This window comes from Salmonella sp. FC25216, assembly GCF_057751355.1.
In genome coordinates this window covers 38,372-58,118 of record NZ_JBDGON010000008.1, presented here as the reverse complement: position 1 = coordinate 58,118, position 19,747 = coordinate 38,372, and the positions used below count along the sequence as shown (strand labels likewise).

General features: G+C 53.0%; 19 protein-coding genes. 2 read left to right on the top strand and 17 right to left on the bottom strand.

The genetic code is table 11. The features are described 5' to 3' along the window. Positions 1-30: 30 nt before the first annotated feature. The 12 genes from gstA to blr all read right to left on the bottom strand — a co-directional run bounded on the left by gstA (position 31) and on the right by blr (position 10,368). On the bottom strand, positions 31-636 hold the full coding sequence (gene gstA / locus AC3G3F_RS16780) for a glutathione transferase GstA (RefSeq protein ID WP_053529770.1): 606 nt from the start codon (positions 634-636) through the stop codon (positions 31-33). Positions 637-740: 104 nt separating this feature from the next. Then, entirely contained in the window at positions 741-2,246 is a 1,506-nt protein-coding gene (gene dtpA / locus AC3G3F_RS16775; protein WP_000100918.1) for a dipeptide/tripeptide permease DtpA, read from the bottom strand. A gap of 600 nt (positions 2,247-2,846) precedes the next feature. Next, entirely contained in the window at positions 2,847-3,482 is a 636-nt protein-coding gene (gene nth / locus AC3G3F_RS16770) for an endonuclease III (RefSeq protein WP_001030318.1), read from the bottom strand. Further along, a complete protein-coding gene (locus AC3G3F_RS16765) occupies positions 3,482-4,174 on the bottom strand; it encodes an electron transport complex subunit E (protein WP_001289628.1) in 693 nt (230 codons plus the stop codon). The genes nth and AC3G3F_RS16765 overlap by 1 nt, the downstream gene beginning before the upstream one ends. 2 nt (positions 4,175-4,176) lie before the next feature. Next, on the bottom strand, positions 4,177-4,797 hold the full coding sequence (rsxG, locus tag AC3G3F_RS16760) for an electron transport complex subunit RsxG (RefSeq protein ID WP_023187185.1): 621 nt from the start codon (positions 4,795-4,797) through the stop codon (positions 4,177-4,179). 3 nt (positions 4,798-4,800) lie between these two features. Continuing rightward, positions 4,801-5,859, bottom strand: coding sequence for an electron transport complex subunit RsxD (gene rsxD / locus AC3G3F_RS16755; protein ID WP_053508065.1), 1,059 nt, complete (start codon positions 5,857-5,859; stop codon positions 4,801-4,803). Beyond that, positions 5,860-7,971, bottom strand: a complete 2,112-nt coding sequence (rsxC, locus tag AC3G3F_RS16750) for an electron transport complex subunit RsxC (protein WP_488395371.1) — start codon at positions 7,969-7,971, stop codon at positions 5,860-5,862. Beyond that, positions 7,964-8,542: an electron transport complex subunit RsxB gene (gene rsxB / locus AC3G3F_RS16745; protein ID WP_053508062.1), complete on the bottom strand. Its 579-nt coding sequence runs from the start codon at positions 8,540-8,542 to the stop codon at positions 7,964-7,966. Before rsxB ends, rsxC begins: the two co-directional genes overlap by 8 nt. After that, positions 8,542-9,123, bottom strand: coding sequence for an electron transport complex subunit RsxA (rsxA, locus tag AC3G3F_RS16740; protein ID WP_000133179.1), 582 nt, complete (start codon positions 9,121-9,123; stop codon positions 8,542-8,544). Before rsxA ends, rsxB begins: the two co-directional genes overlap by 1 nt. A gap of 76 nt (positions 9,124-9,199) precedes the next feature. Then, on the bottom strand, positions 9,200-9,640 hold the full coding sequence (locus AC3G3F_RS16735; RefSeq protein ID WP_000214061.1) for a DUF2569 domain-containing protein: 441 nt from the start codon (positions 9,638-9,640) through the stop codon (positions 9,200-9,202). Positions 9,641-9,728: 88 nt separating this feature from the next. Next, positions 9,729-9,944, bottom strand: a complete 216-nt coding sequence (gene ydgT / locus AC3G3F_RS16730; protein ID WP_000217947.1) for a transcription modulator YdgT — start codon at positions 9,942-9,944, stop codon at positions 9,729-9,731. A gap of 298 nt (positions 9,945-10,242) precedes the next feature. Further along, positions 10,243-10,368 carry a division septum protein Blr gene (gene blr, locus AC3G3F_RS16725; RefSeq protein ID WP_023179784.1) on the bottom strand — a complete coding sequence of 42 codons (126 nt, stop codon included), beginning with the start codon at positions 10,366-10,368 and terminating at the stop codon, positions 10,243-10,245. Between the two features lie 207 nt (positions 10,369-10,575). Between blr and AC3G3F_RS16720 the strand changes: the two genes are divergently transcribed. Continuing rightward, a complete protein-coding gene (locus AC3G3F_RS16720; protein WP_170245742.1) occupies positions 10,576-11,616 on the top strand; it encodes an oxidoreductase in 1,041 nt (346 codons plus the stop codon). 74 nt (positions 11,617-11,690) lie between these two features. Here AC3G3F_RS16720 and add read toward each other — a convergent pair whose 3' ends face one another. The 3 genes from add to malX all read right to left on the bottom strand — a co-directional run bounded on the left by add (position 11,691) and on the right by malX (position 15,683). Then, the gene (gene add, locus AC3G3F_RS16715; RefSeq protein ID WP_053508060.1) at positions 11,691-12,692 is read right to left on the bottom strand and encodes an adenosine deaminase; all 1,002 of its coding nucleotides are present in this window, start codon (positions 12,690-12,692) and stop codon (positions 11,691-11,693) included. A gap of 216 nt (positions 12,693-12,908) precedes the next feature. Next, the gene (locus AC3G3F_RS16710) at positions 12,909-14,081 is read right to left on the bottom strand and encodes a MalY/PatB family protein (RefSeq protein WP_023248121.1); all 1,173 of its coding nucleotides are present in this window, start codon (positions 14,079-14,081) and stop codon (positions 12,909-12,911) included. A gap of 9 nt (positions 14,082-14,090) precedes the next feature. Continuing rightward, on the bottom strand, positions 14,091-15,683 hold the full coding sequence (gene malX / locus AC3G3F_RS16705; RefSeq protein WP_488395367.1) for a maltose/glucose-specific PTS transporter subunit IIBC: 1,593 nt from the start codon (positions 15,681-15,683) through the stop codon (positions 14,091-14,093). Positions 15,684-15,855: 172 nt separating this feature from the next. Between malX and AC3G3F_RS16700 the strand changes: the two genes are divergently transcribed. Beyond that, positions 15,856-16,884, top strand: a complete 1,029-nt coding sequence (locus AC3G3F_RS16700) for a Mal regulon transcriptional regulator MalI (protein WP_023248123.1) — start codon at positions 15,856-15,858, stop codon at positions 16,882-16,884. Between the two features lie 57 nt (positions 16,885-16,941). Here the strand turns inward: AC3G3F_RS16700 and AC3G3F_RS16695 are convergent, their stop codons facing one another. Further along, entirely contained in the window at positions 16,942-18,450 is a 1,509-nt protein-coding gene (locus tag AC3G3F_RS16695) for a YdgA family protein (RefSeq protein WP_023248124.1), read from the bottom strand. A 102-nt stretch (positions 18,451-18,552) separates the two neighbouring features. Beyond that, a complete protein-coding gene (manA, locus tag AC3G3F_RS16690) occupies positions 18,553-19,728 on the bottom strand; it encodes a mannose-6-phosphate isomerase (RefSeq protein WP_053529763.1) in 1,176 nt (391 codons plus the stop codon). Between the last annotated feature and the right edge of the window lie 19 nt (positions 19,729-19,747).

Here is a 19,747-nt window from a genome sequence, read left to right as displayed (position 1 = left end):
CGGTACTGCGAGCTATCCGGCAACATGACATTAATTCAGTCCTTCCGCTTTAAGCGCTGCCGCAATGGTCGGTCTTTCCGCGACACGCTGCATATAACTTTCAATATGCGTTAACCCGTCCATATTCAGTTTTACGCCATATGCCCAACGCAATACGGTAAACAGATAAGCGTCTGCGATGGTAAAACGCTGGCCGCAAATCCACTGGTCGTCTGAAAGCGACTCATCAACATACTGAAATTTCTTTTCCAGACCGGCGCGAACGGCGGGTTTAAGCATTTCCGGCGTGTCAGGGCGGAACAGCGGGGTAAAACCTTTATGCAGTTCCGTTGCAATATAGTTGAGCCATTCCAGCGTATGATAGCGAGCAAGGCTACTTACAGGCGCCAGAAGCTGTCGGTCGGGGACGCTGTCGGCGAGGTACTGCATAATGGCGACGCCTTCAGTCAACAGCGTGCCGTCATCCAGAAGCAGAGCCGGAACCTGTCCTTTAGGGTTTACTGCCAGGTAATCATCACCGTTTTCCAGGCGTTTTTTTGCGAGATCGACGCCATCAAGCGTAAAGTCTTTGCCAATTTCGCGCAGGATAATGTGGGAAGCAAGAGAGCAGGCACCCGGTTTGTAGAACAGTTTCATCGGTAACTCCTTTTTGCTGAGGTTTAAAGTATGGTAGTGCGGGGACGGGCAAAAAAAAAGCCGCTAACGCACAGTTAGCGGCCTGAATGTTGTTTCCCGGAAAATTAAACTGTAGCGGCTTTAGAGCCTTTCTCAGCGGTATCATCGTCCTGGGTCATACGGTTCAGCTTAGGCGCTGTCAGCAGCATCAGGACGGCGATAACTGCGGTTGCTACGCCAATCTGCATAAATACGCGACCATAGACTTCCAGGGACATCAGTGGGTCAGTCACGTCACTCGGCACGGCCATCAGGTTGGCGACATAACCGCCGATGATGTTAGCGCCTGCCGTTGTCAGGAACCAACTACCCATGATGAAGCCCATAAGACGCTGCGGAACCAACTGTGCGACCATCGCCAGTCCCAGACCGGAGATCATCAGCTCACCGATACTTTGCAGACCATAGCTCACGATCAGCCAGTTTACGGATACGATGCCAGCATCGTTCGCAAATTTGGCGCCCAGCGGCAGAATCAGGAATGCGCCGGAACACAGCACCATACCAATGGCGAATTTCATCGGCATCGGCAGCGTATCGCCCATCCTGTTATAGATAGCGGCCAGAATCGGGCTGCCGATAATGATCCAGAACGGGTTCAGAGCCTGATACTGTTCCGGTTCGAAAGCGATACCGAGAATAGAGTGCTCGACGTTACGAATGGCAAAGAAGTTCAGCGACGTCGGCATTTGGCTATACAGTACAAAGAAGATAATCGCCTGCAGCATCAAAATAAAGGCGACGATCATTTTACGGCGAGCCGCGCCGTGCATGGAAAACGCTTCTTTACCGAAGATAATGACGATGCCAAGAGCGATTACGCCCAGCACCATACGCGCGATATCCTGGTTGTGCAGCAGCCAGGTGGCAACCGCAATCAGCACGACAATGCCCACGATCGTCAGCAGCAGGTTACGGAAGTTGATCGGTTCAAAGTCGGGTTTGGAACCGTAGCTTTTCACCCAGCGCTGGCAGAAAGCAAAGTTAACGACGGTTATCAGCATACCGACGACGCTAAGCGCAAACGCGGTGCTCCAGCCATAACGCGCCGCCAGCCACGGCGTCGCGAGCATAGAGAAGAAGGAGCCGATGTTGACGGACATATAATACATCGTAAAAGCGCCGTCGAGACGCGGATCGTCCTTCGCATAACAGGTAGACAACAGGGAAGACGGGTTAGCTTTAAACAGACCGTTACCCACAGCGATAGCCGCCATGCCCATATAGACGACGCCAGCGTCATGGCCAGACCATGCGACCAGCGCATAACCGATAGCCAGCACCACGGCACCCAGCATAATAACGCGTTTGGTACCCAGAACTTTATCACCTAACCAACCGCCAATCGCGACCAGGCCGTACACCAGTGCACTGAAGGAAGAGAAAAGGGTGATGGAATCCGCTTCTGACATACCCAGTTGTTTTACCAGGTAGACGGCCATAATGCCTTGCAGGCCGTAATAACCAAAACGCTCCCATAACTCTATCGAGAAGATGAGATAGAACGCCTTCGGTTGTTTGAAAGCGTTCAAACTGACGCTTTCAGTTGGTTTATTGTTTGCAGTAGACACTTTTACCTCTTTTTTACGCCCCGTATTAACAGGGATTGTCTGGCGCGTGATGAGTCAGACTCATCCGTCCGATTGTTATATTGGAGGGGAAACGGCAGGTAATGTTCACTATCTTTCCTCTCCAGACAAGACCTTTGTAATAATCTGTTACATATAACTCCTCTGGTTGAATCGTCCGGCGTCAGAAATGTTATCCAGAGTTAAATTTTTTCATTTGAAGAATGGCAGATTATTACACTGCGAAAAGGCCATAATTTTGGGTGAAAGGCGATATCTTCTGCTATTTAAGGTAAAAGGCAGTGATATAGGCCATTATCTGAAAAAATGGCAGAGTAATGTTTTGTAGTGAAAACGGGGCGTCAGTCTATCCGGTTGTAAATGTAACCTTAGATGTCACTAAATTTCACATGAAGTTATCAAAGTGATCCTGATCACGGATAGATAGAAATTTTTGCGATTAAAAAATGATTAACCTGACGTGGGGGGAAAACGAAAGCACATTACATCAGAAAAAGGACAGAGACTGGAATGATTAATGGCTAAAATAGATCCAGGCAGAAGGTGGGAGTGCGCTGGCGTGACGGACGCACTCCGACAATATCAAATATCGACTTTTTCTTTGTATTCGCAAAGATCTTCAATGAGGCAGGAGCCGCAGCGGGGTTTTCGGGCGATACAGGTATAGCGTCCATGCAAAATTAACCAGTGATGACAGTCCACTTTGAACTCATTCGGCACCACTTTCAGTAGCTTCTCTTCTACCTGCTCGACATTTTTACCCGGCGCGAACTGCGTTCGGTTACATACACGAAATATATGCGTATCAACAGCGATGGTTGGCCAGCCGAAGGCGGTATTCAGCACCACGTTAGCCGTTTTACGTCCCACGCCAGGAAGCGCTTCCAGCGCCGCCCGATCCTCCGGCACTTCGCCATTATGCTTGTCCAGTAAAATACGGCAGGTCTTAATCACGTTTTCCGCTTTACTGTTAAATAAGCCGATGGTTTTGATATAGGATTTCACGCCCTCTACGCCCAGTTCCAGCATCGCGGCTGGCGTATTGGCAACCGGGTAAAGTTTGGCGGTAGCCTTGTTCACGCTGACGTCAGTTGCCTGGGCGGAAAGCAACACGGCAATCAGCAACTCAAACGGCGACGTGAAATTGAGTTCTGTTGTGGGGTGCGGATTGTTGTCGCGCAGGCGCGTCAGAATTTCCAGCCTTTTTGCTTTGTTCATCAGACTTTCCCTGTTTCACCTGCCGGAACAGCGGAAGGCGCGGTTTCGGCGCGGCGTTTCTTCATTTTTTCATCAATAAGATATTTTACCGCCAGCATGAGTCCCAGGCCGATAAACGCGCCTGGCGGTAGCATCGCCAGCAGGAAAGGCGAGTCGGTGTGAAATATCTCGACCCGTAATACTTTTGCCCAGCCTCCCAGCAGGCTATCCGCGCCATCGAAAAGCGTGCCATTCCCGAGGATCTCGCGCAGCGAGCCCAGCACGAACATCGCGCCTGTCGCGCCCATGCCGATGGAAAAACCGTCCAACGCGGAAAGCCACGGTCCTTTTTTCGCGGCAAACGCTTCGGCGCGACCGACAACAATGCAGTTCGTTACAATCAGCGGAATAAAAATCCCTAAAGACTGATACAAACCGAATGCATAGGCATTGATCAGCATCTGTACGGCGCTTACCACCGAGGCAATGATCATAACGTAAATCGGGATACGGATTTCTGCCGGCGTCCAGCGACGTAGTGCGGAAACCGTCAGGTTGGTCAGCGTTAATACCAGCGTCGTGGCCAGACCCAGCCCCAGAGCATTGGTTGCCGTAGACGTCACCGCCAGTAATGGGCACAGGCCAAGTAGCTGCACCAGAGCGGAGTTATTTTTCCATAACCCCTGAACAACAATATCTTTTATTTCGCTCATGGTTATTCTCCACAGGCGGTTAAATGGGGGAGCTGAGCGGGCAGTGATTCGGCGTACAGCCCGGCGCGTTTAACTGCATTCACCACGGCGCGCGGCGTTATTGTCGCCCCGGTAAATTGATCAAAATCACCGCCATCTTTTTTCACCGCCCAGTGCGTATCATTTTCACCGCTGATGGTTTTACCGCTAAAGTGGGTAATCCAGTCAGACAAACGGCGCTCAATTTTATCACCCAATCCTGGCGTCTCATGATGTTCCGTCACGCGCGTCCCCAGGATGGTACCATTGAAATCTGCGCCGACGATAAGCTGGATAGCGCCGGAATAGCCATCTGGCGCGGTGGCCTCAATGATGGCCGCTACGGGTTTATCATCCTTGCGAGCGATAAAAACACGGTGTATGCCTTTGCCGAGAGCGGGCGCATCAACCAGATAACAACTCTCTTGCAGATTATTATTGTAACGATCTGGCGGCAATACCTGATCGAACAAGGCATGCTGTTGCTGCAGCGCTTGTTCGTGAATGGTTGATTTGGTCATCTGATTAATCACCGCGGTCAATCCCGTAGAGCCTGCGGCAAAAAGCGCCAGCGTAATACCGTGTTTACGAATCGTTTTCAGCATGGTTTATCCTTTGCGATGTCCATAGACGCGGGGGCGCGTGTAGTAGTCGATCAGAGGAACCGTGATATTCGCCAACAGGACAGCAAAAGCAACGCCGTCCGGATAACCGCCGAAGCTACGAATCAGCCACACTAATACCCCAGCCAGCGCGCCGAAAATTAAACGTCCACGGTTGGTCGTGGAGGCGGTAACCGGATCCGTTAAGATAAAAAACGCGCCCAGCATGGTGGCGCCTGACAGAAGATGCAACTGTGGCGAGGCCAGCGTAGCGGGCGAGAAAAGCCAACCTAACGCGGCGCATAGCGCCAGCGTGAGCAGAAAACTGACCGGGATATGCCAGCGGATAGCTTTTTGCCACAGCAGGAATACGCCGCCGACAAGCCAGGCGAGGTTAACCCACTGCCAGCCTACGCCGGCCAGCATGCCGCTGTATATCGGGTACTGCATAATTTGCTCAACGGAATGCCCGGCGCGCAAGGACGTTTTAAACGTATCCAGCGGCGTCGCCTGGCTGATACCGTCAATTCCTATACGTAGCAGCGTCATATCGCCGCCGCTGGCGGTATGCCCGGTAAAAATCATCCGCAACGTGTCCAGCATATCGGGCGTTGTTGCGGCTATTTCATAAGGCGGCAACCAGCTTGTCATTTGCACCGGAAAGGAGATTAATAGCACCACGTAACCGATCATTGCCGGATTAAAGGGGTTTTGTCCCAGCCCGCCATATAACTGTTTGGCGATAATAATGGCGAATCCCGTTCCCAGCACGACCATCCACCAGGGCGCGAGCGGAGGGATACTGACCGCCAGCAAAAGCCCCGTCAATAACGCGGAATAATCCTGCAGGTGGCTGGCGACCGATTGTTTGCGCAGCCTAAGGACAATGGCTTCTGCGACGAGCGCCGTGATGGCAGCCAGAACGATCTGGAAAAGCGTTCCCCAACCAAAAAACCACGTCTGCGCGGCAATCCCCGGCAGAGCGGCGATTAACACCAGCAACATGATTCGCGATGTCTGGCGCTGGTTATGGGTATAAGGCGAGCTTGCGATTCTGAATACCATTTAGTCCTCGTTAACAACCTGCTGCTGTGCTGCTTTTTTTGCCTGGACGCGGGCGATCGCCGCAGCAACCGCGGCTTTGCGCGGGTCGACCGGGTCGACCGGGACGCTTACGGCTTGCTGTTCCTGCTTGCGGGCTTTGGCGCGGGCGATAGCCGCTTCCACCGCGGCTTTGCGCGGGTCGACCGGTTCGACAGGAATGCTTACGGCCTGCTGTTCCTGCTTGCGGGCTTTGGCACGGGCGATAGTTGCCTCCACCGCGGCTTTGCGCGGATCGACCGGTTCGACAGGTTCACTTACGGCCTGCTGTTCCTGCTTGCGGGCTTTGGCACGGGCGATAGCTGCCTCCACCGCGGCTTTGCGCGGGTCGACCTGTTCGACAGGTTTTACGGCCTGCTGTTCCTGCTTACGGGCTTTGGCGCGGGCGATAGCTGCCTCCACTGCGGCTTTGCGCGGATCGTCGCCAGATATCGCGCTGTCAGCCATCGTATGACCGGCTTGTTTAGCGCGCGCTTGCGCTTTACGTGCTTCACGGGCCGCGATCGCGGCGCTATTGTCCGGCAGACTACCAGCCTGAATAATCACCGGCTGCGTGGCCTGCGCCTGTTTCTCTTTTACCCGTGCCAGCGCAGCGGCAATGGCATCCTGATCTTTTGCCGCAGGTTGTACGACCGCACTCTTGTGGCGTGCAAGGCGGGCGGCTTTTTCGCGCTCCAGTCTTGCCTGACGAGCCTCAAAACGCGCTTTTGCTTCGGCGGCGCGTTTTTCTTCAAGCCTTATTGCATTAATCTCCGCTTTTTCCTGACGGAAATATTGGACGAGCGGAATATTACTGGGGCAGACCCAGGCGCAGGCGCCACATTCTATACAATCGGCAATATGGTGAGTGGTAGCCTTGTCATGCTGCTGCCCTTTGCTGAACCAATAAAGCTGCTGCGGTAAAAGGTCGGCAGGGCAAGCGTCAGCGCAAGCGCTGCAACGAATACAGCTTTTCTCTTCCTGAGGCGTTCCCATTTCAGTCACGGATGGCGCCAGCAGGCAGTTGGTGATTTTTACAACCGGTACGTCAAGCCAGGGAAGGGTGAATCCCATTAACGGACCGCCCATGATGACCATTTGGTCGGCGGAAGGGCAGAAACCGGCATCGTTAAGCAAATGACGAACGGGAGTGCCGAGCCGCGCCCAGACGTTACCCGGACGGCTTACCGCTTCACCCGTTAAGGTGACGACGCGTTCTGTGATCGGTTCGCCGTCAACCACGGCGCGTTTAATGGCATAAGCCGTACCGACGTTTTGCATCAGCACGCCAATATCAGAGGAGCGCCCGCCGTGGGGAACCTGTTTTCCCGTCAGTATCTGAGTGAGCTGTTTTGCACCGCCGGAAGGGTATTTGGTTGGGATAACACGTAACGAAATATCGTGGGCGTCAGCCAGTACGGCGCGCAGCATGGAAATAGCCTGCGGTTTGTTATCTTCAATGCCGATTAATACCTCACGCGGTTGCAGAATATGCGCCAGGATGCGGATACCTTCCACAATCTGCGCGGCGCAGTCCTGCATCAGACGATCGTCCGCCGTAATGTAAGGTTCGCACTCTGCGGCATTAATAATAAGCGTGGTGATTTTATCGCCGCCGCCCTGCAATTTAACGCCGGTGGGAAACCCTGCGCCACCAAGCCCGGCAACGCCATACTGATGAATGCGTTCAATGAGCGCTTCACGGCTGTGGGCACGGTAATCAGACCAGCCCTCGCGCTCAATCCAGCGGTCCTCGCCGTCGGCATCAATGATGACGCTTAACTCCGCCAGCGCCGAAGGATGCGCCGTCGAGTGGGGCGCAATAGCGATAACCGTCCCGGAGGTGGGCGCGTGTACCGGCAGCATTCTCCCACGTCCACGGGTGAGCGCCTGGCCGCGCAGCACGCGATCGCCGACGCTAACGCACAGCTCGCCCTCAGCGCCAATGTGCTGTTTTAAGGGGATAACGAAGCGCGGTGCTAAAGGCACCTGGCGCAGCGGCGTGCCGTTTGACTGGGCCTTCATTTCGGGAGGATGAATACCGCCGTCGAAATCCCAGATTTTATCTTTTTTGAAAGCAGAAAATAGTTTAAGCATGTTGTTCCACGGGAATGATGCGAACGGGAATGGTGTTCAAATCCCATTTCCAACTGTCGGGCGTCTCATTCACCGGACGTAATTCGATGCAGTGCGTCGGACACGGAGCGACACACAGATTACAGCCGGTACAGAGATCGCTCATGACCGTGTGCATGGCGCGCGTTGCGCCGACGATAGCGTCAACCGGGCAGGCCTGAATGCATTTTGTGCAACCAATGCAGTTATTTTCATCAATAATTGCCAGCATACGTACCGGCGCGGCCTGCTGTTCTTCACCATCGCATGGCTGCGGCTCTACGTTTAGCAGCTCTGCAATTTTCAGCATGACGCCCTCGCCGCCGGGCGCGCAACGATTGATTTTCTCACCCTGGAGACCCACGGCTTCGGCGTAGGGACGGCAACCGGGATAGCCGCACTGACCACACTGGCTCTGTGGCAAAATTGCATCGATTTTTTCAACTACCGGGTCATCTTCAACCGCGAATCGGCGAGAGGCATAACCCAGAATGGCGCCGAACACCAGGCCCAGAAAGGTCAGGGCGCCAACGGCAATCCAGACAGTATTCATTACAACTTCACCAAACCACTAAAGCCCATAAAGGCCAAAGACATTAATCCTGCGGTAATCAACGCTATCGCGTTACCACGAAAAGGCGCCGGCACATCCGCCACGGCAAGGCGTTCGCGGATGGCGGCGAACAGAACCATTACCAATGAAAAACCGACGGCGGCGGAAAATCCGTACAGCGCCGACTGAAGAAAGTGATGACCGAGATTAATATTCAGTAACGCTACGCCCAGAACCGCACAGTTAGTGGTAATCAGTGGTAAGAAGATGCCTAACAAGCGGTATAATGCCGGGCTGGTTTTTCGTACAACCATTTCGGTAAATTGCACGACCACGGCAATGACGAGGATAAAGGCCAGCGTCCGCAGATAAATCAGATCCAGCGGAATAAGTATCCAGGTGTCGATAAGCCAGGCGCATATCGACGCCAGCGTCATGACAAAGGTCGTCGCCAGGCCCATCCCCATGGCGGTTTCCAACTTTTTGGATACGCCCATAAAGGGACAAAGGCCCAGAAACTTGACCAGTACAAAGTTATTGACCAGTACAGTTCCGACAAAGAGCAGCAGGTAATCAGTCATGTTTCGGCCTGAAATAAAAAAGCCGCCTATTATCTGTCAAACTACCACAGGCGACAACAGGTTAACTGTAGGGTTATTACGGATTAACAAACGTTGTTTTGACGCGCGCTGAACGTTTGAGATAAGGTACAATGAGCGCCGTCGCCAACAGTGGAAAGAGTAGCTGGCGCACGGCAAAGGCATCTGATACGGGCGAAAAGGCAAATGCTTTAACCGCCAGTAAAACCGACACCAGCAGCCAGATAATGTAATGCTTCGGCACGCAGCGTCTGCGCTTGAAGAATGCAATCGTCAACCACAGGGTATAGTACCACATAGCGATAGCGGTAATAAATGAAATGCCCCATAGCAGTAAATTACCGGTTTCCTGTCCGCTAAGCGTCTTGAACGTTTGCGGTGTGGCAAGCGCCATAACGTAGAGTAATAACGCCAGCGAGGCGCTCAACAACGCGACTAACAGCCAGGCTAACGGGCCAAGAAGCCAGCCTCCGATTCGTTGTGGCGGTGTTGTGGTCATATCTTCTCCGGGGTTACGCGCGTTAACGGTTATGCCGCTCATTTTGGGGCAAATATTATAAGGTTTTTAATGTCAAACGCTACTTTCTTTATTGCACATAGCGCCAGACGGATTGCGGGACCTGACCTACATCAAACAAGCGTCCTCCGGAGACCAGTTCGGCACGGCGGTGATCCGCAGCGCGATACATATTAACAATATCCCTGTCATCAGTAAGGGTATAGTTAAGGTGGTCGAACAGTTTTTCCAGACTTTCGAGCGAACTAATTTTGCGGAATTTTAATAGATAATCCTGAACAGTCATATAAAGTTGATCCATATTAAATATAATGCCAACGAAGTAGTCACTGATAAAAAATAAACAAAATCGCACCAGTGAGAGGTCAGGGGTGCAGGTAAAACGGGAATATTCTTACCGGTAAAGAGTCAGGCGCCAAATGGCGCCTGGGGCGAAAGGTTAACGCGCTTTCCTACAACAGGCAATAAACGTCAGACCAGGATAGAACATATTTCGTTTTTTTGGCCGATTTTTGACTTTTCCCGGCACGCCTTACGACACCGTTCACCGTGCCGTGCGAAAACGCCTTTGCGTTATCTGATGCTTACTTCTTCTGAACGGAAGCAACGGGTTCTGGCGGTTGGTAATTGTCAATATGATTGGCAATACCTAAAAGAATGACCGAGATAACGAGAACTATCCACCCTGTTAATTCAATCAGACGATTCATTATTGACGACATTTGCTTTGATTTATCCATAAACACAGAGAGTAAATGTTACTTTCCTGGCGAACGGTCGGCAAGAGGGATGGGAACGATTTCAAACTCTGTTCTGTAACAAGTTAATCATCAGATGCTACGTTGTTGGTCAGGACGCTATTGCGGCTAATGGTACGATGGTGTGGAATAGCGATATCTAAAACCGGAGGCAGTGAGATGAATGACAAAATCCGCGTTGGGTTAATAGGTTATGGTTACGCCAGTAAAACCTTTCATGCGCCCTTAATTATGGGAACGCCAGGGTTAGAACTTGCGGCGGTATCCAGCAGCGATGAAACGAAAGTGAAAGCAGACTGGCCGGCGGTGTCCGTGGTCTCTGAGCCCCGACATTTATTTAGCGATCCGCATATCGACCTGATTGTGATCCCGACGCCCAACGATACCCATTTCCCGCTGGCGAAAGCCGCGCTGGAAGCCGGTAAGCATGTGGTGGTTGATAAGCCCTTTACCGTGACACTGTCACAGGCACGAGAGTTGGATGCGCTTGCGCGGAGCACCGGCCGGGTACTTTCAGTCTTCCATAACCGCCGCTGGGACAGCGATTTTTTGACGCTGAAAGCCTTGTTGGCGGATGGCGTGCTCGGCGAGGTGTCTTTGTTTGAATCCCACTTTGATCGTTTCCGTCCTCAGGTGCGCGACCGCTGGCGCGAGCAAGGCGGGCCGGGAAGTGGTATCTGGTACGATCTGGCGCCGCACTTGTTGGATCAGACCATTCAACTTTTTGGTCTGCCGGTCAGCATGACGGTGGATTTAGCGCAACTGCGTCCGGGCGCGCAATCTACGGACTATTTCCACGCGATTTTATCTTATCCTCAGCGCCGCGTGATTTTGCACGGTACGATGCTTGCCGCAGCGGAGTCAGCGCGATACATCGTTCATGGTTCGCGCGGCAGCTATGTAAAATATGGCCTTGATCCCCAGGAAGAACGGCTAAAAAACGGCGAGCGTTTACCGCAGGAAGACTGGGGATATGATATGCGTGACGGCGTATTGACCCTGGTTGAGGGAGAGACACGCAAAGAAGAGAACTGGCTTACGTTGCCGGGTAACTATCCGGCATATTATGCCGCCATCCGCGATGCGTTAAACGGTAATGGTGAAAATCCCGTGCCGGCAAGTCAGGCGATTCAAATTATGGAGTTAATTGAACTGGGCATGGAATCGGCAAAACATCGCGCGACGCTGTGTCTTGCCTGAGATTTAGCATTTCTCCGCCTGGGATAGCATTAAACCGCAGGCGGAGAGAGGGCGTTAGCGTCAATAAAGCAATCTTATGCCGCGGCCACTTTTTCGCGCAGCGCACGTTTTTCGCCATCGCTCAGGAACGCCATTTCCAGACCGTTAATCTGTGCCTGGCGAATCTGTTCGCGGCTCAAGCCTGCCGCGGGCGCGGCAACGTGATATTCATGGATAATATCTACGCCCTGAACAGCCGGATCGTCCGTATTAAGACTAGCGAGAACGCCATGCTCAAGGAAGATTTTGAGCGGATGGTCTGCCAGCGATGCGACGGTACTGGTCTGAATATTCGAGGTCAGACAGGATTCAATACCGATACGTTGCTGCGCAAGAAAATCCATTAACGCGCGATCTTCAACGGCTTTTACGCCATGTCCGATACGTTCGGCCCCCAGTTCGCGAATTGCCTGCCAGATACTTTCCGGTCCTGCGGCTTCGCCAGCGTGAACGGTAATATGCCAGCCCGCATCGCGCGCCCGGTTAAAGTGCGACAAAAACAGACTGCCGGGAAAGCCCAGCTCATCACCGGCTAAATCCAACGCGATGATCTTCTCTCTGTGCGCCAGCAGCGCATCAAGCTCCTGTAAACATGCCGCCTCGCCGAAGGTACGGCTCATAATGCCAATGAGTCGCGCCTCGACGCCAAATGTGTTACAGCCGTCGCGTACGCCGTCGATAACGGCTTCAACCACGCCTGCAATCGGTAACTGATGCGCCATCGCCATATAACCGGGCGAAAAGCGAAGCTCGACGTAATGCAGGCCGTTACGTGCGGCATCTTCAATATTTTCAAAGGCCACGCGACGGCAGGCGTCAAGCGATGCCAGGACTTTTACCCCCCAATCGAGCTTAGAGAGAAAGCTTACTAAATCGGGTTCGGTTGAGGTGACCTGAACATGCGGAATCAGCGTTTCCAGCGTTTGGGCGGGAAGGGCGATGTTAAACTGGCGACCAAGATCCAGAATTGTTTGGGCGCGAATGTTGCCATCAAGGTGGCGGTGGATGTCAGTCAAAGGAAGCGTAATATCAATCATGGGCGCACTCAATTTTTAATAAAAGTGCGCACCATTATACTACAGATTGGTAATCCTCTGGAGATTTTGGAAAAACGGAGCCATTACGTTGCAACTTCGCGAGGGCGCGGGAGAAATTTTGTACCATTTTCTTTATCGCGCCCCGGTCAGCTCACAGGGGGAGTTGCTGTCATCGCATCTTAGGATAAAGGGTCAACCCCCCGCTTGTAGACGGTATCAGCGAACGGTGCGGATAGCATTAATTAATCCGTTGACGCCTTTTTCAAGTTTCAGGCGAGGGCATCCGGCATTCAGACGTACAAATCCCCGGCCTTCTGCGCCATAGGTATCGCCGGGCATAATGGCGACTTTCTCCCGGTGAATGAGCGCGTTCTGTAATTTTTGATTGTCAATGCCGAGCGGACGGAGATCAATCCAGGCCAGATAGGTCGATGGCGGCGCTTGCCAGTTCAACGTCGGAAAGGCGTCATTCAGCGCCTGCTCGATATAGCGCATATTAGCCGCCAGATAGACGCGTAACGCATCCAGCCACGGCGCGCCGTGCTGATATGCGGCAATATGCGCCGTGAGCGAGAGCACCGCTGGCGAGGAGAGGCCGTCACGACCTTTTAAGGCGGCCAGGTAGCGTTCACGGCTTGCGCTATTTTCAATGATTCCATAAGCGCCGGTTAATGCCGGGATGTTGAAGCTTTTCGAACCGGAGGAGAGCAGCGCCCAGTCTCCGCGCGCGACATTGCTCCAGGGAATATGCGGCTGGTTTCCCCATACCATATCCATGTGAATTTCATCGGAAATCACCCGTACGCCATGGCGCTCGCACAGCGCTGACATCGTTTCCAGCTCGTCACGCGTCCACACTTTACCGGTGGGATTCTGCGGACTGCACAGCAGCAGGATTTTGCTTTCCGGACGCGCCAGCGCCGTCTCCAGTTTTGCCATATCGCAATGCCAGGCGTTGCCTTCTTTCTCCAGCGGGACGGGAGTGACGATGCGATGGTTGCCTTCAATCGCTTTATAAAAAGCATCATAAGCGGGAGTATGAACTACCACGCCGTCGCCTTCGTCGGACCACTGGCGGATAAGCTCGGACGCCATATAGATAACGGAAGGGCCGTATACAAGGGCGCGTGTATCAATCGTGGTCTGATGACGTGTCGCAAACCAGTGGGAAATCGCCCCTAAAAACGCCTCATTTTTCCAGCGGCTATAGCCCAGTACTCCGTGGGAAAGGCGCTGGTTTAGGGCCTCCAGGATACATGGCGCGGTGGCAAAGTCCATATCCGAAATAGTAAAGGGGAGCAGATCGGCTTCGCCAAAACGATCGGCGACATAATCCCACTGCGTACACCATGTACCGCGACGGTCAACTTCCTGTGAAAAATCGAACATATCTCTTCCTTATGCCTGAACGGTATGCATCAAACCAACCATTTCATCTTTTACAGACTGAACCTGCGGGCCGATAACGACCTGCAAATTATGCTGATTGAGCTGTACGACGCCTATCGCGCGATTGTCCTTCAATGCCTGGACATCCACAAGCGACATATCTTTCACTGACAGACGTAGGCGGGTGATGCAGTTGTCCAGACTCACGATGTTTTCTGTGCCGCCTAATGCCGCCAGGATAGCAGGCACGTTGTAGCCGGATTTTCCTGGCGCGCCAGCGATCGCTTTTTCAATGCTGGTGGCGATCTCCGCCTCGCGCCCCGGTGTTTTGAGGTTAAAGCGTGTAATGGCGAAGCGGAAAATGACGTAGTAAACCGCAAACCACATCGCTGCCACTACCGGCACCAGATACCATTTTGTTGACAGACCATGCAGGATGCCGAACACCACAAAGTCAATAATATTGCCATCTGTATTGCTGATAGTGACGCCGAGAATCGCCATGATGGTAAAGCCCAGCCCGGTCAGCAGAGCATGAATAACATACAGTACCGGCGCCACGAACAGAAACAGGAACTCCAGAGGCTCCGTTGTACCGCCGACAACGCAGGCGATTAAACCGGAAATCAATAATCCTTTAATTTTAGGGCGGTTTTCTGGACGGGCGCAGTGGTACATTGCCAACGCGGCGCCCGGCAAACCACCGAGAAACGCCGGCATTTTGCCTTGCGATAAGAAGCGAGTGGCGCTTTCAGAGAAGCCGTGCGTCGTTGGGCAACTGAGCTGAGCCTGGAAAATAGTCAATGCGCCGCTAACGGTATGCCCGCACACTTCTTGTGTACCGCCCGCCTCGGTGAAGCGAATCAGCGCTACCAGAATATGGTGCAGACCAAAAGGCAACAGCAGGCGCTCGCCGGTGCCGAAAATCATCGGTCCAAAGTCGCCGGCGCTATTGATGATATGACCCAGTCCACTAATTCCCATCGCAAAAACTGGCCATACGAGCGGGATAACCAGGCCGACAAGCCCCATCACGACGGCGGAAACGATAGGTACAAAACGCGTACCGCCGAAAAAGGCCAGCGCATCCGGCAAACGAATGGTGTGAAACCGTTCATGCAGCATCCAGACAATAATACCAGCGATAACGGCGCCGAGGATGCCGGTATCGATCGAGGGGATGCCCAGAATATTTTGTACGTTATTGGCTTTCAGCACCGCCGCATCGGTGGTCGGCAGAATGCCTTTTGCCGTGAGCCAGAAGTTGACCGCAAGGTTCATTACCGCGTAACCGACGAACCCGGCAAACGCGGCGACGCCTTTGTTTTCTCGCGCCAGACCGAGCGGAATCGCGATACAAAACATCACCGGCAGGAAGCTAAAGGCAAAAGAACCTACTTTACTCATCCAGGTGAAGATAGCCTGTAGCAATGGATTACCCAGTACAGGGAGCAGGGTAATAACGTCGTGGCTACTGAGCGAGCTGCCGATACCGAGCATAATGCCGCAGAACGAGAGCAAGGCGACGGGCAACATAAACGTTTTGCCCAATTGCTGGAAAAATTCCCATAGCGTTATTCTTGGTGTGGTTTTCGTCGTCATCTAACGACTCCTTGTTAATAAAGACCGGTGTCAGGTTATGATGGCGAGAAGATAAAACGTTTTACCAGATTTTAGTGCGGCATTAATCACATTACTGACCGATAATAACGCGTATAAAGATAACAGATAGGTAAAACGTTTTATCTGTCAGACTCTGGAGCGATTTGTTGCCATGGCTATCGCCAAAAAAATCACTATCCACGATGTTGCGCTGGCGGCCGGCGTGTCGGTGAGCACCGTTTCCTTAGTGCTGAGCGGCAAGGGGCGAATATCGTCCGCGACCGGCGAGCGTGTGAACGCGGCAATTGAACAACTGGGCTTTGTGCGTAACCGCCAGGCGTCCGCGCTGCGTGGCGGGCAAAGCGGCGTTATCGGTTTGATCGTTCGCGATTTATCGGCACCGTTTTATGCCGAATTGACCGCAGGATTAACGGAAGCACTGGAAGCACAAGGCCGTATGGTTTTTCTCCTGCACGGGGGTAAAGATGGCGAACAGCTAAACCAACGTTTTACCATGTTGCTCAATCAGGGGGTGGATGGCGTGGTGATCGCCGGTGTGGCGGGCAGTAGCGAAGCGCTGAGAGCCCAGGCCGACGCACAAGGGATTCCCGTCGTGTTTGCGTCACGCGCCAGCTATCTTGATGATGCGGATATCGTTCGGCCTGATAACATGCAGGCAGCGCAGCTCCTGACGGAATACCTTATTCGTCAGGGCCATCAGCGCATCGCCTGGCTGGGAGGGCAAAGCGCATCTTTAACCCGCGCGGAGCGCGTGGGCGGCTATTGCGCGACGTTGTTAAAATACGGTCTACCGTTTCACAGCGAGTGGGTCGTGGAATGCACTTCCAGTCAGAAACAGGCTGCAGAAAGTATTACCGCGCTGTTGCGATACAATCCGACCATTAGCGCTGTCGTTTGTTACAACGAAACCATTGCGATGGGGGCGTGGTTTGGGCTACTGAGAGCAGGACGACAGAGTGGCGAGAGCGGTGTCGATCGTTATTTTGAGCAGCAGGTGTCGCTGGCGGCGTTTGCTGATGTTGCGGAGAATGCCCTCGACGACCTGCCGATTATCTGGGCCAGTACGCCGGCGCGAGAAATAGGCTATACCCTGGCCGAACGAATGTTGCAGCGTATTGCTCACGACGAGCACCATTTGCGGAGTCAAACGATAGCCGCTCGCCTGGTGACGCAAAAGTAGAGGCTGAGCGTTGTTCGGCGTAGACCGGGTGCAGCGTCGCTGCACCCGGCAAGGCGATTATTGTTGCGGCAACGCCGGAACGTCCGGTACGGAAAGCGCCGGCATCCCAAACAGGCCGACAAAGTCTTCCAACGGCATTTTTTGTCCGTTGAGCATGATCTGGCCATTGGCGTACTGCAAGCTGGAGGCGATGGTATTATCCTTCAGCGTTGTCAGTCTGAACATCTGACCCATTGCAGACAGCCCCTGCACCTGTTGTTTTGCCAGTTTTTCCGCATCATCCTGCTGATAGCCTTCCAGTTTTGCTATCTGCGTCATAAACTCGACCGCCATGTCCATCGGAATTGCCAGTTTCGCATCCAGCGATTTCACGGAGCGGTCGACTTCCTGCGCCAACGTTTGCGGTTGTGCCGTTGTGGTTGCCGGATCTTTCAGGAACAGCGACAGATTCAGCGTGGTTTCCCCTTTGGCGTTTTTCCAGCTAAGCGGCGCCAGGGTCAGCACCGGATCGCCTTTTAACAGCACGGGGAGGGCGCTAAAGAACGCTTCGGTGACTTTTTGCTGATAAAGCTCAGGATTCTGCGCCACATCCGGCTGATTCAGCAGCGCCTGCGTTTGCGCATGATATTGCTGGCTAAACTGGTGCCAGGCTTCGCCGTCGATTTGACCGACTTTCAGCGTTAATTTACCGCTGCCCAAATCCTGATTCTGTACTTTCAGGCTGTTAAGCGAGTAATCCAACTGGCTATTAATGGTTTTTCCGTCATTGACCAGATCGGACTTGCCGGCAATTTCCATCCCTTCCAGCACCGCCATCTCTTTACCTTCAATGGCGATGGACAGCTTATCCAGCGTTAACTTTTGGTCGCCTACACGCTCGTCAAAGCTTGCCAGTTTACTGGTACCGTCTGTTTTCAAATTATTAAAGGTGAGTTGCACCTTTTGATTATATTCGTTAACGGCATCGACCAGACCGCTCTGCGCTTCGCCTGACAGCGAAACCACATTACCGTCTTTATCGGCGTTAAGCTGGAACTCCCCGCCGCTAAAGGCGACCTTTTCACCGGCATTCTCGTAGTTTAACGGCTTGAGAGAGATATCGGAGCGGGTATCGCCGCCATAACCAATGCGGGTATTGATGACAAAGGGCGCGTCGCCTTTCGCGATATCAAAGAGTGGTTTTGCCGCATCGTTATTCACCAGCGTGGTTTTTACCGATGCCATAGAAGGGATCAGATTGAGCGTTTTGAGCTGGGCGAGCGGGAAGGGGCCATGTGAAACAGATTCGTCCAGCACAATGCTTTGCCCGGGTTTCAACCAGGTATTGTCTGCGCCGGCAACCGGTTTGACGACCAGTTGCAGATGGCTACTGAACACGCCGCGCTGGTAGTTTTGATAACTTAATTCAACACCGGCCTCCGGCGCAGTACGCTTGAGCTGTTCATTGGCCTGAGTCACCATTTCTGAAAGATGGTTCTCCAGCTTTTTCCCCGTATACCAGGCGCCGCCTGTCCAGACGATGCCAAGTGCAATCACTACACCTGCAGCTACCAGTGTTTTTTTCATATCAATTGTCCATAAAAATGAAACCAGGCGGATTAAACCGCCTGGAGGAGTTTTACGTCTCTTATAAGCTTAGCAAGAGTTGTTAAAAAATTCAGTATGTTGCTACAGCTTGTTATAAACACGCGCTAAACGGCCCGTGCCGCTGGCGTTAACCGGAGACTCATCCGCGCCGATAAAGGCAGATTCACCCGGCTTCAGTACCAGACGCTGTTCATCTTTCCGTAACACCGCCTCACCCTCAACGCAGAACAGAATCGCGGCGCTGTGTTGGCCGATGCTCGTCTCCTGAAGCGCCAGGTCGTGCAGTGAAAAGGCAAAGTCGTCAACCGGAATTGGGAAGTCCAGCTCCGCGCCGCTTTTCACCGGGGCAGTCAGCAACTCGCTGGCAGGTTTAGGTTCGAACTTCACGTTCGCGACCAGCTCAGGGATGTCGATATATTTTGGCGTAAGGCCGGCGCGCAGAACGTTATCGGAGTTCGCCATGACTTCCAGCGCAACGCCCTGCAAATAAGCATGAGGTGTTTCGGCAAACAGGAACATCGCCTCGCCGGGATTCAGTTTGACCACATTCAGCAACAAAGGAGAGAAAAGCCCGCTGTCGTCAGGATAATACTCTGAAATCACGCGGATCGTTTGCCACGGTTCGCCTTGCTGGCTGTTAAGTGCCGCTTTGAGTACGGCTAACGCGCGGGATTTTTCTTCGCCTTGCATATTCAACAGGCTGGCGAAAAGCTGGCTCAGACGTTCAGCGTTCGGCGCCTGCAAAAAGTGGGCGATAGCGGAATGCGCGCCAGCGATAGGTTGCAGTAAAGAGACAATGTCAGAAAATTCGCGGAACGCATTCATCGCCAGGAAAGGCGTCAGGGCAAAAACCAGCTCTGGTTTATGGTTAGGATCTTTATAGTTCCGCTCTGCGGCGTCCATTGGTATACCCGCCGCATTTTCTTTAGCGAAACCTATTTCGGAGTTGCGCTTATTCGGGTGCACCTGAATAGAGAGCGGCTGCGCGGCGCACAGTACTTTAAACAGAAACGGCAGTTCGCCGAAACGGTTGGCGACCGCTTCGCCCAGCAGGGCGGTTTTATTATTTTCGATGACGTCACGCAGGGAGACGGTTTCGCCGTGGGCAGTGGTGATTCGCGAGCTGCTTTTGGGATGCGCGCCCATCCAGAGTTCAGCCTGTGGCTGCTGCTGCGGATTTGCTATGCCATAAAGTTCCGTTAACGCAGTTTTACTTCCCCAGGCATAGTTTTGCACTGAGTTAATGAGTTTTTGCATTATCAAGCCCTGTTTCAAT

What these genes read in the sequence shown, in the direction of transcription:
- AC3G3F_RS16710 (WP_023248121.1), bottom strand. Translation starts at nt 14,081, where the DNA reads ATGTTCGATTTTTCACAGGAAGTTGACCGTCGCGGTACATGGTGTACG.
- nth (WP_001030318.1), bottom strand. Translation starts at nt 3,482, where the DNA reads ATGAACAAAGCAAAAAGGCTGGAAATTCTGACGCGCCTGCGCGACAAC.
- AC3G3F_RS16720 (WP_170245742.1), top strand. Translation starts at nt 10,576, where the DNA reads ATGAATGACAAAATCCGCGTTGGGTTAATAGGTTATGGTTACGCCAGT.
- add (WP_053508060.1), bottom strand. Translation starts at nt 12,692, where the DNA reads ATGATTGATATTACGCTTCCTTTGACTGACATCCACCGCCACCTTGAT.
- AC3G3F_RS16695 (WP_023248124.1), bottom strand. Translation starts at nt 18,450, where the DNA reads ATGAAAAAAACACTGGTAGCTGCAGGTGTAGTGATTGCACTTGGCATC.
- AC3G3F_RS16735 (WP_000214061.1), bottom strand. Translation starts at nt 9,640, where the DNA reads ATGACCACAACACCGCCACAACGAATCGGAGGCTGGCTTCTTGGCCCG.
- gstA (WP_053529770.1), bottom strand. Translation starts at nt 636, where the DNA reads ATGAAACTGTTCTACAAACCGGGTGCCTGCTCTCTTGCTTCCCACATT.
- manA (WP_053529763.1), bottom strand. Translation starts at nt 19,728, where the DNA reads ATGCAAAAACTCATTAACTCAGTGCAAAACTATGCCTGGGGAAGTAAA.
- rsxD (WP_053508065.1), bottom strand. Translation starts at nt 5,859, where the DNA reads ATGGTATTCAGAATCGCAAGCTCGCCTTATACCCATAACCAGCGCCAG.
- rsxC (WP_488395371.1), bottom strand. Translation starts at nt 7,971, where the DNA reads ATGCTTAAACTATTTTCTGCTTTCAAAAAAGATAAAATCTGGGATTTC.
- rsxB (WP_053508062.1), bottom strand. Translation starts at nt 8,542, where the DNA reads ATGAATACTGTCTGGATTGCCGTTGGCGCCCTGACCTTTCTGGGCCTG.
- AC3G3F_RS16765 (WP_001289628.1), bottom strand. Translation starts at nt 4,174, where the DNA reads ATGAGCGAAATAAAAGATATTGTTGTTCAGGGGTTATGGAAAAATAAC.
- rsxA (WP_000133179.1), bottom strand. Translation starts at nt 9,123, where the DNA reads ATGACTGATTACCTGCTGCTCTTTGTCGGAACTGTACTGGTCAATAAC.
- rsxG (WP_023187185.1), bottom strand. Translation starts at nt 4,797, where the DNA reads ATGCTGAAAACGATTCGTAAACACGGTATTACGCTGGCGCTTTTTGCC.
- malX (WP_488395367.1), bottom strand. Translation starts at nt 15,683, where the DNA reads ATGACGACGAAAACCACACCAAGAATAACGCTATGGGAATTTTTCCAG.
- blr (WP_023179784.1), bottom strand. Translation starts at nt 10,368, where the DNA reads ATGAATCGTCTGATTGAATTAACAGGGTGGATAGTTCTCGTTATCTCG.
- ydgT (WP_000217947.1), bottom strand. Translation starts at nt 9,944, where the DNA reads ATGACTGTTCAGGATTATCTATTAAAATTCCGCAAAATTAGTTCGCTC.
- AC3G3F_RS16700 (WP_023248123.1), top strand. Translation starts at nt 15,856, where the DNA reads ATGGCTATCGCCAAAAAAATCACTATCCACGATGTTGCGCTGGCGGCC.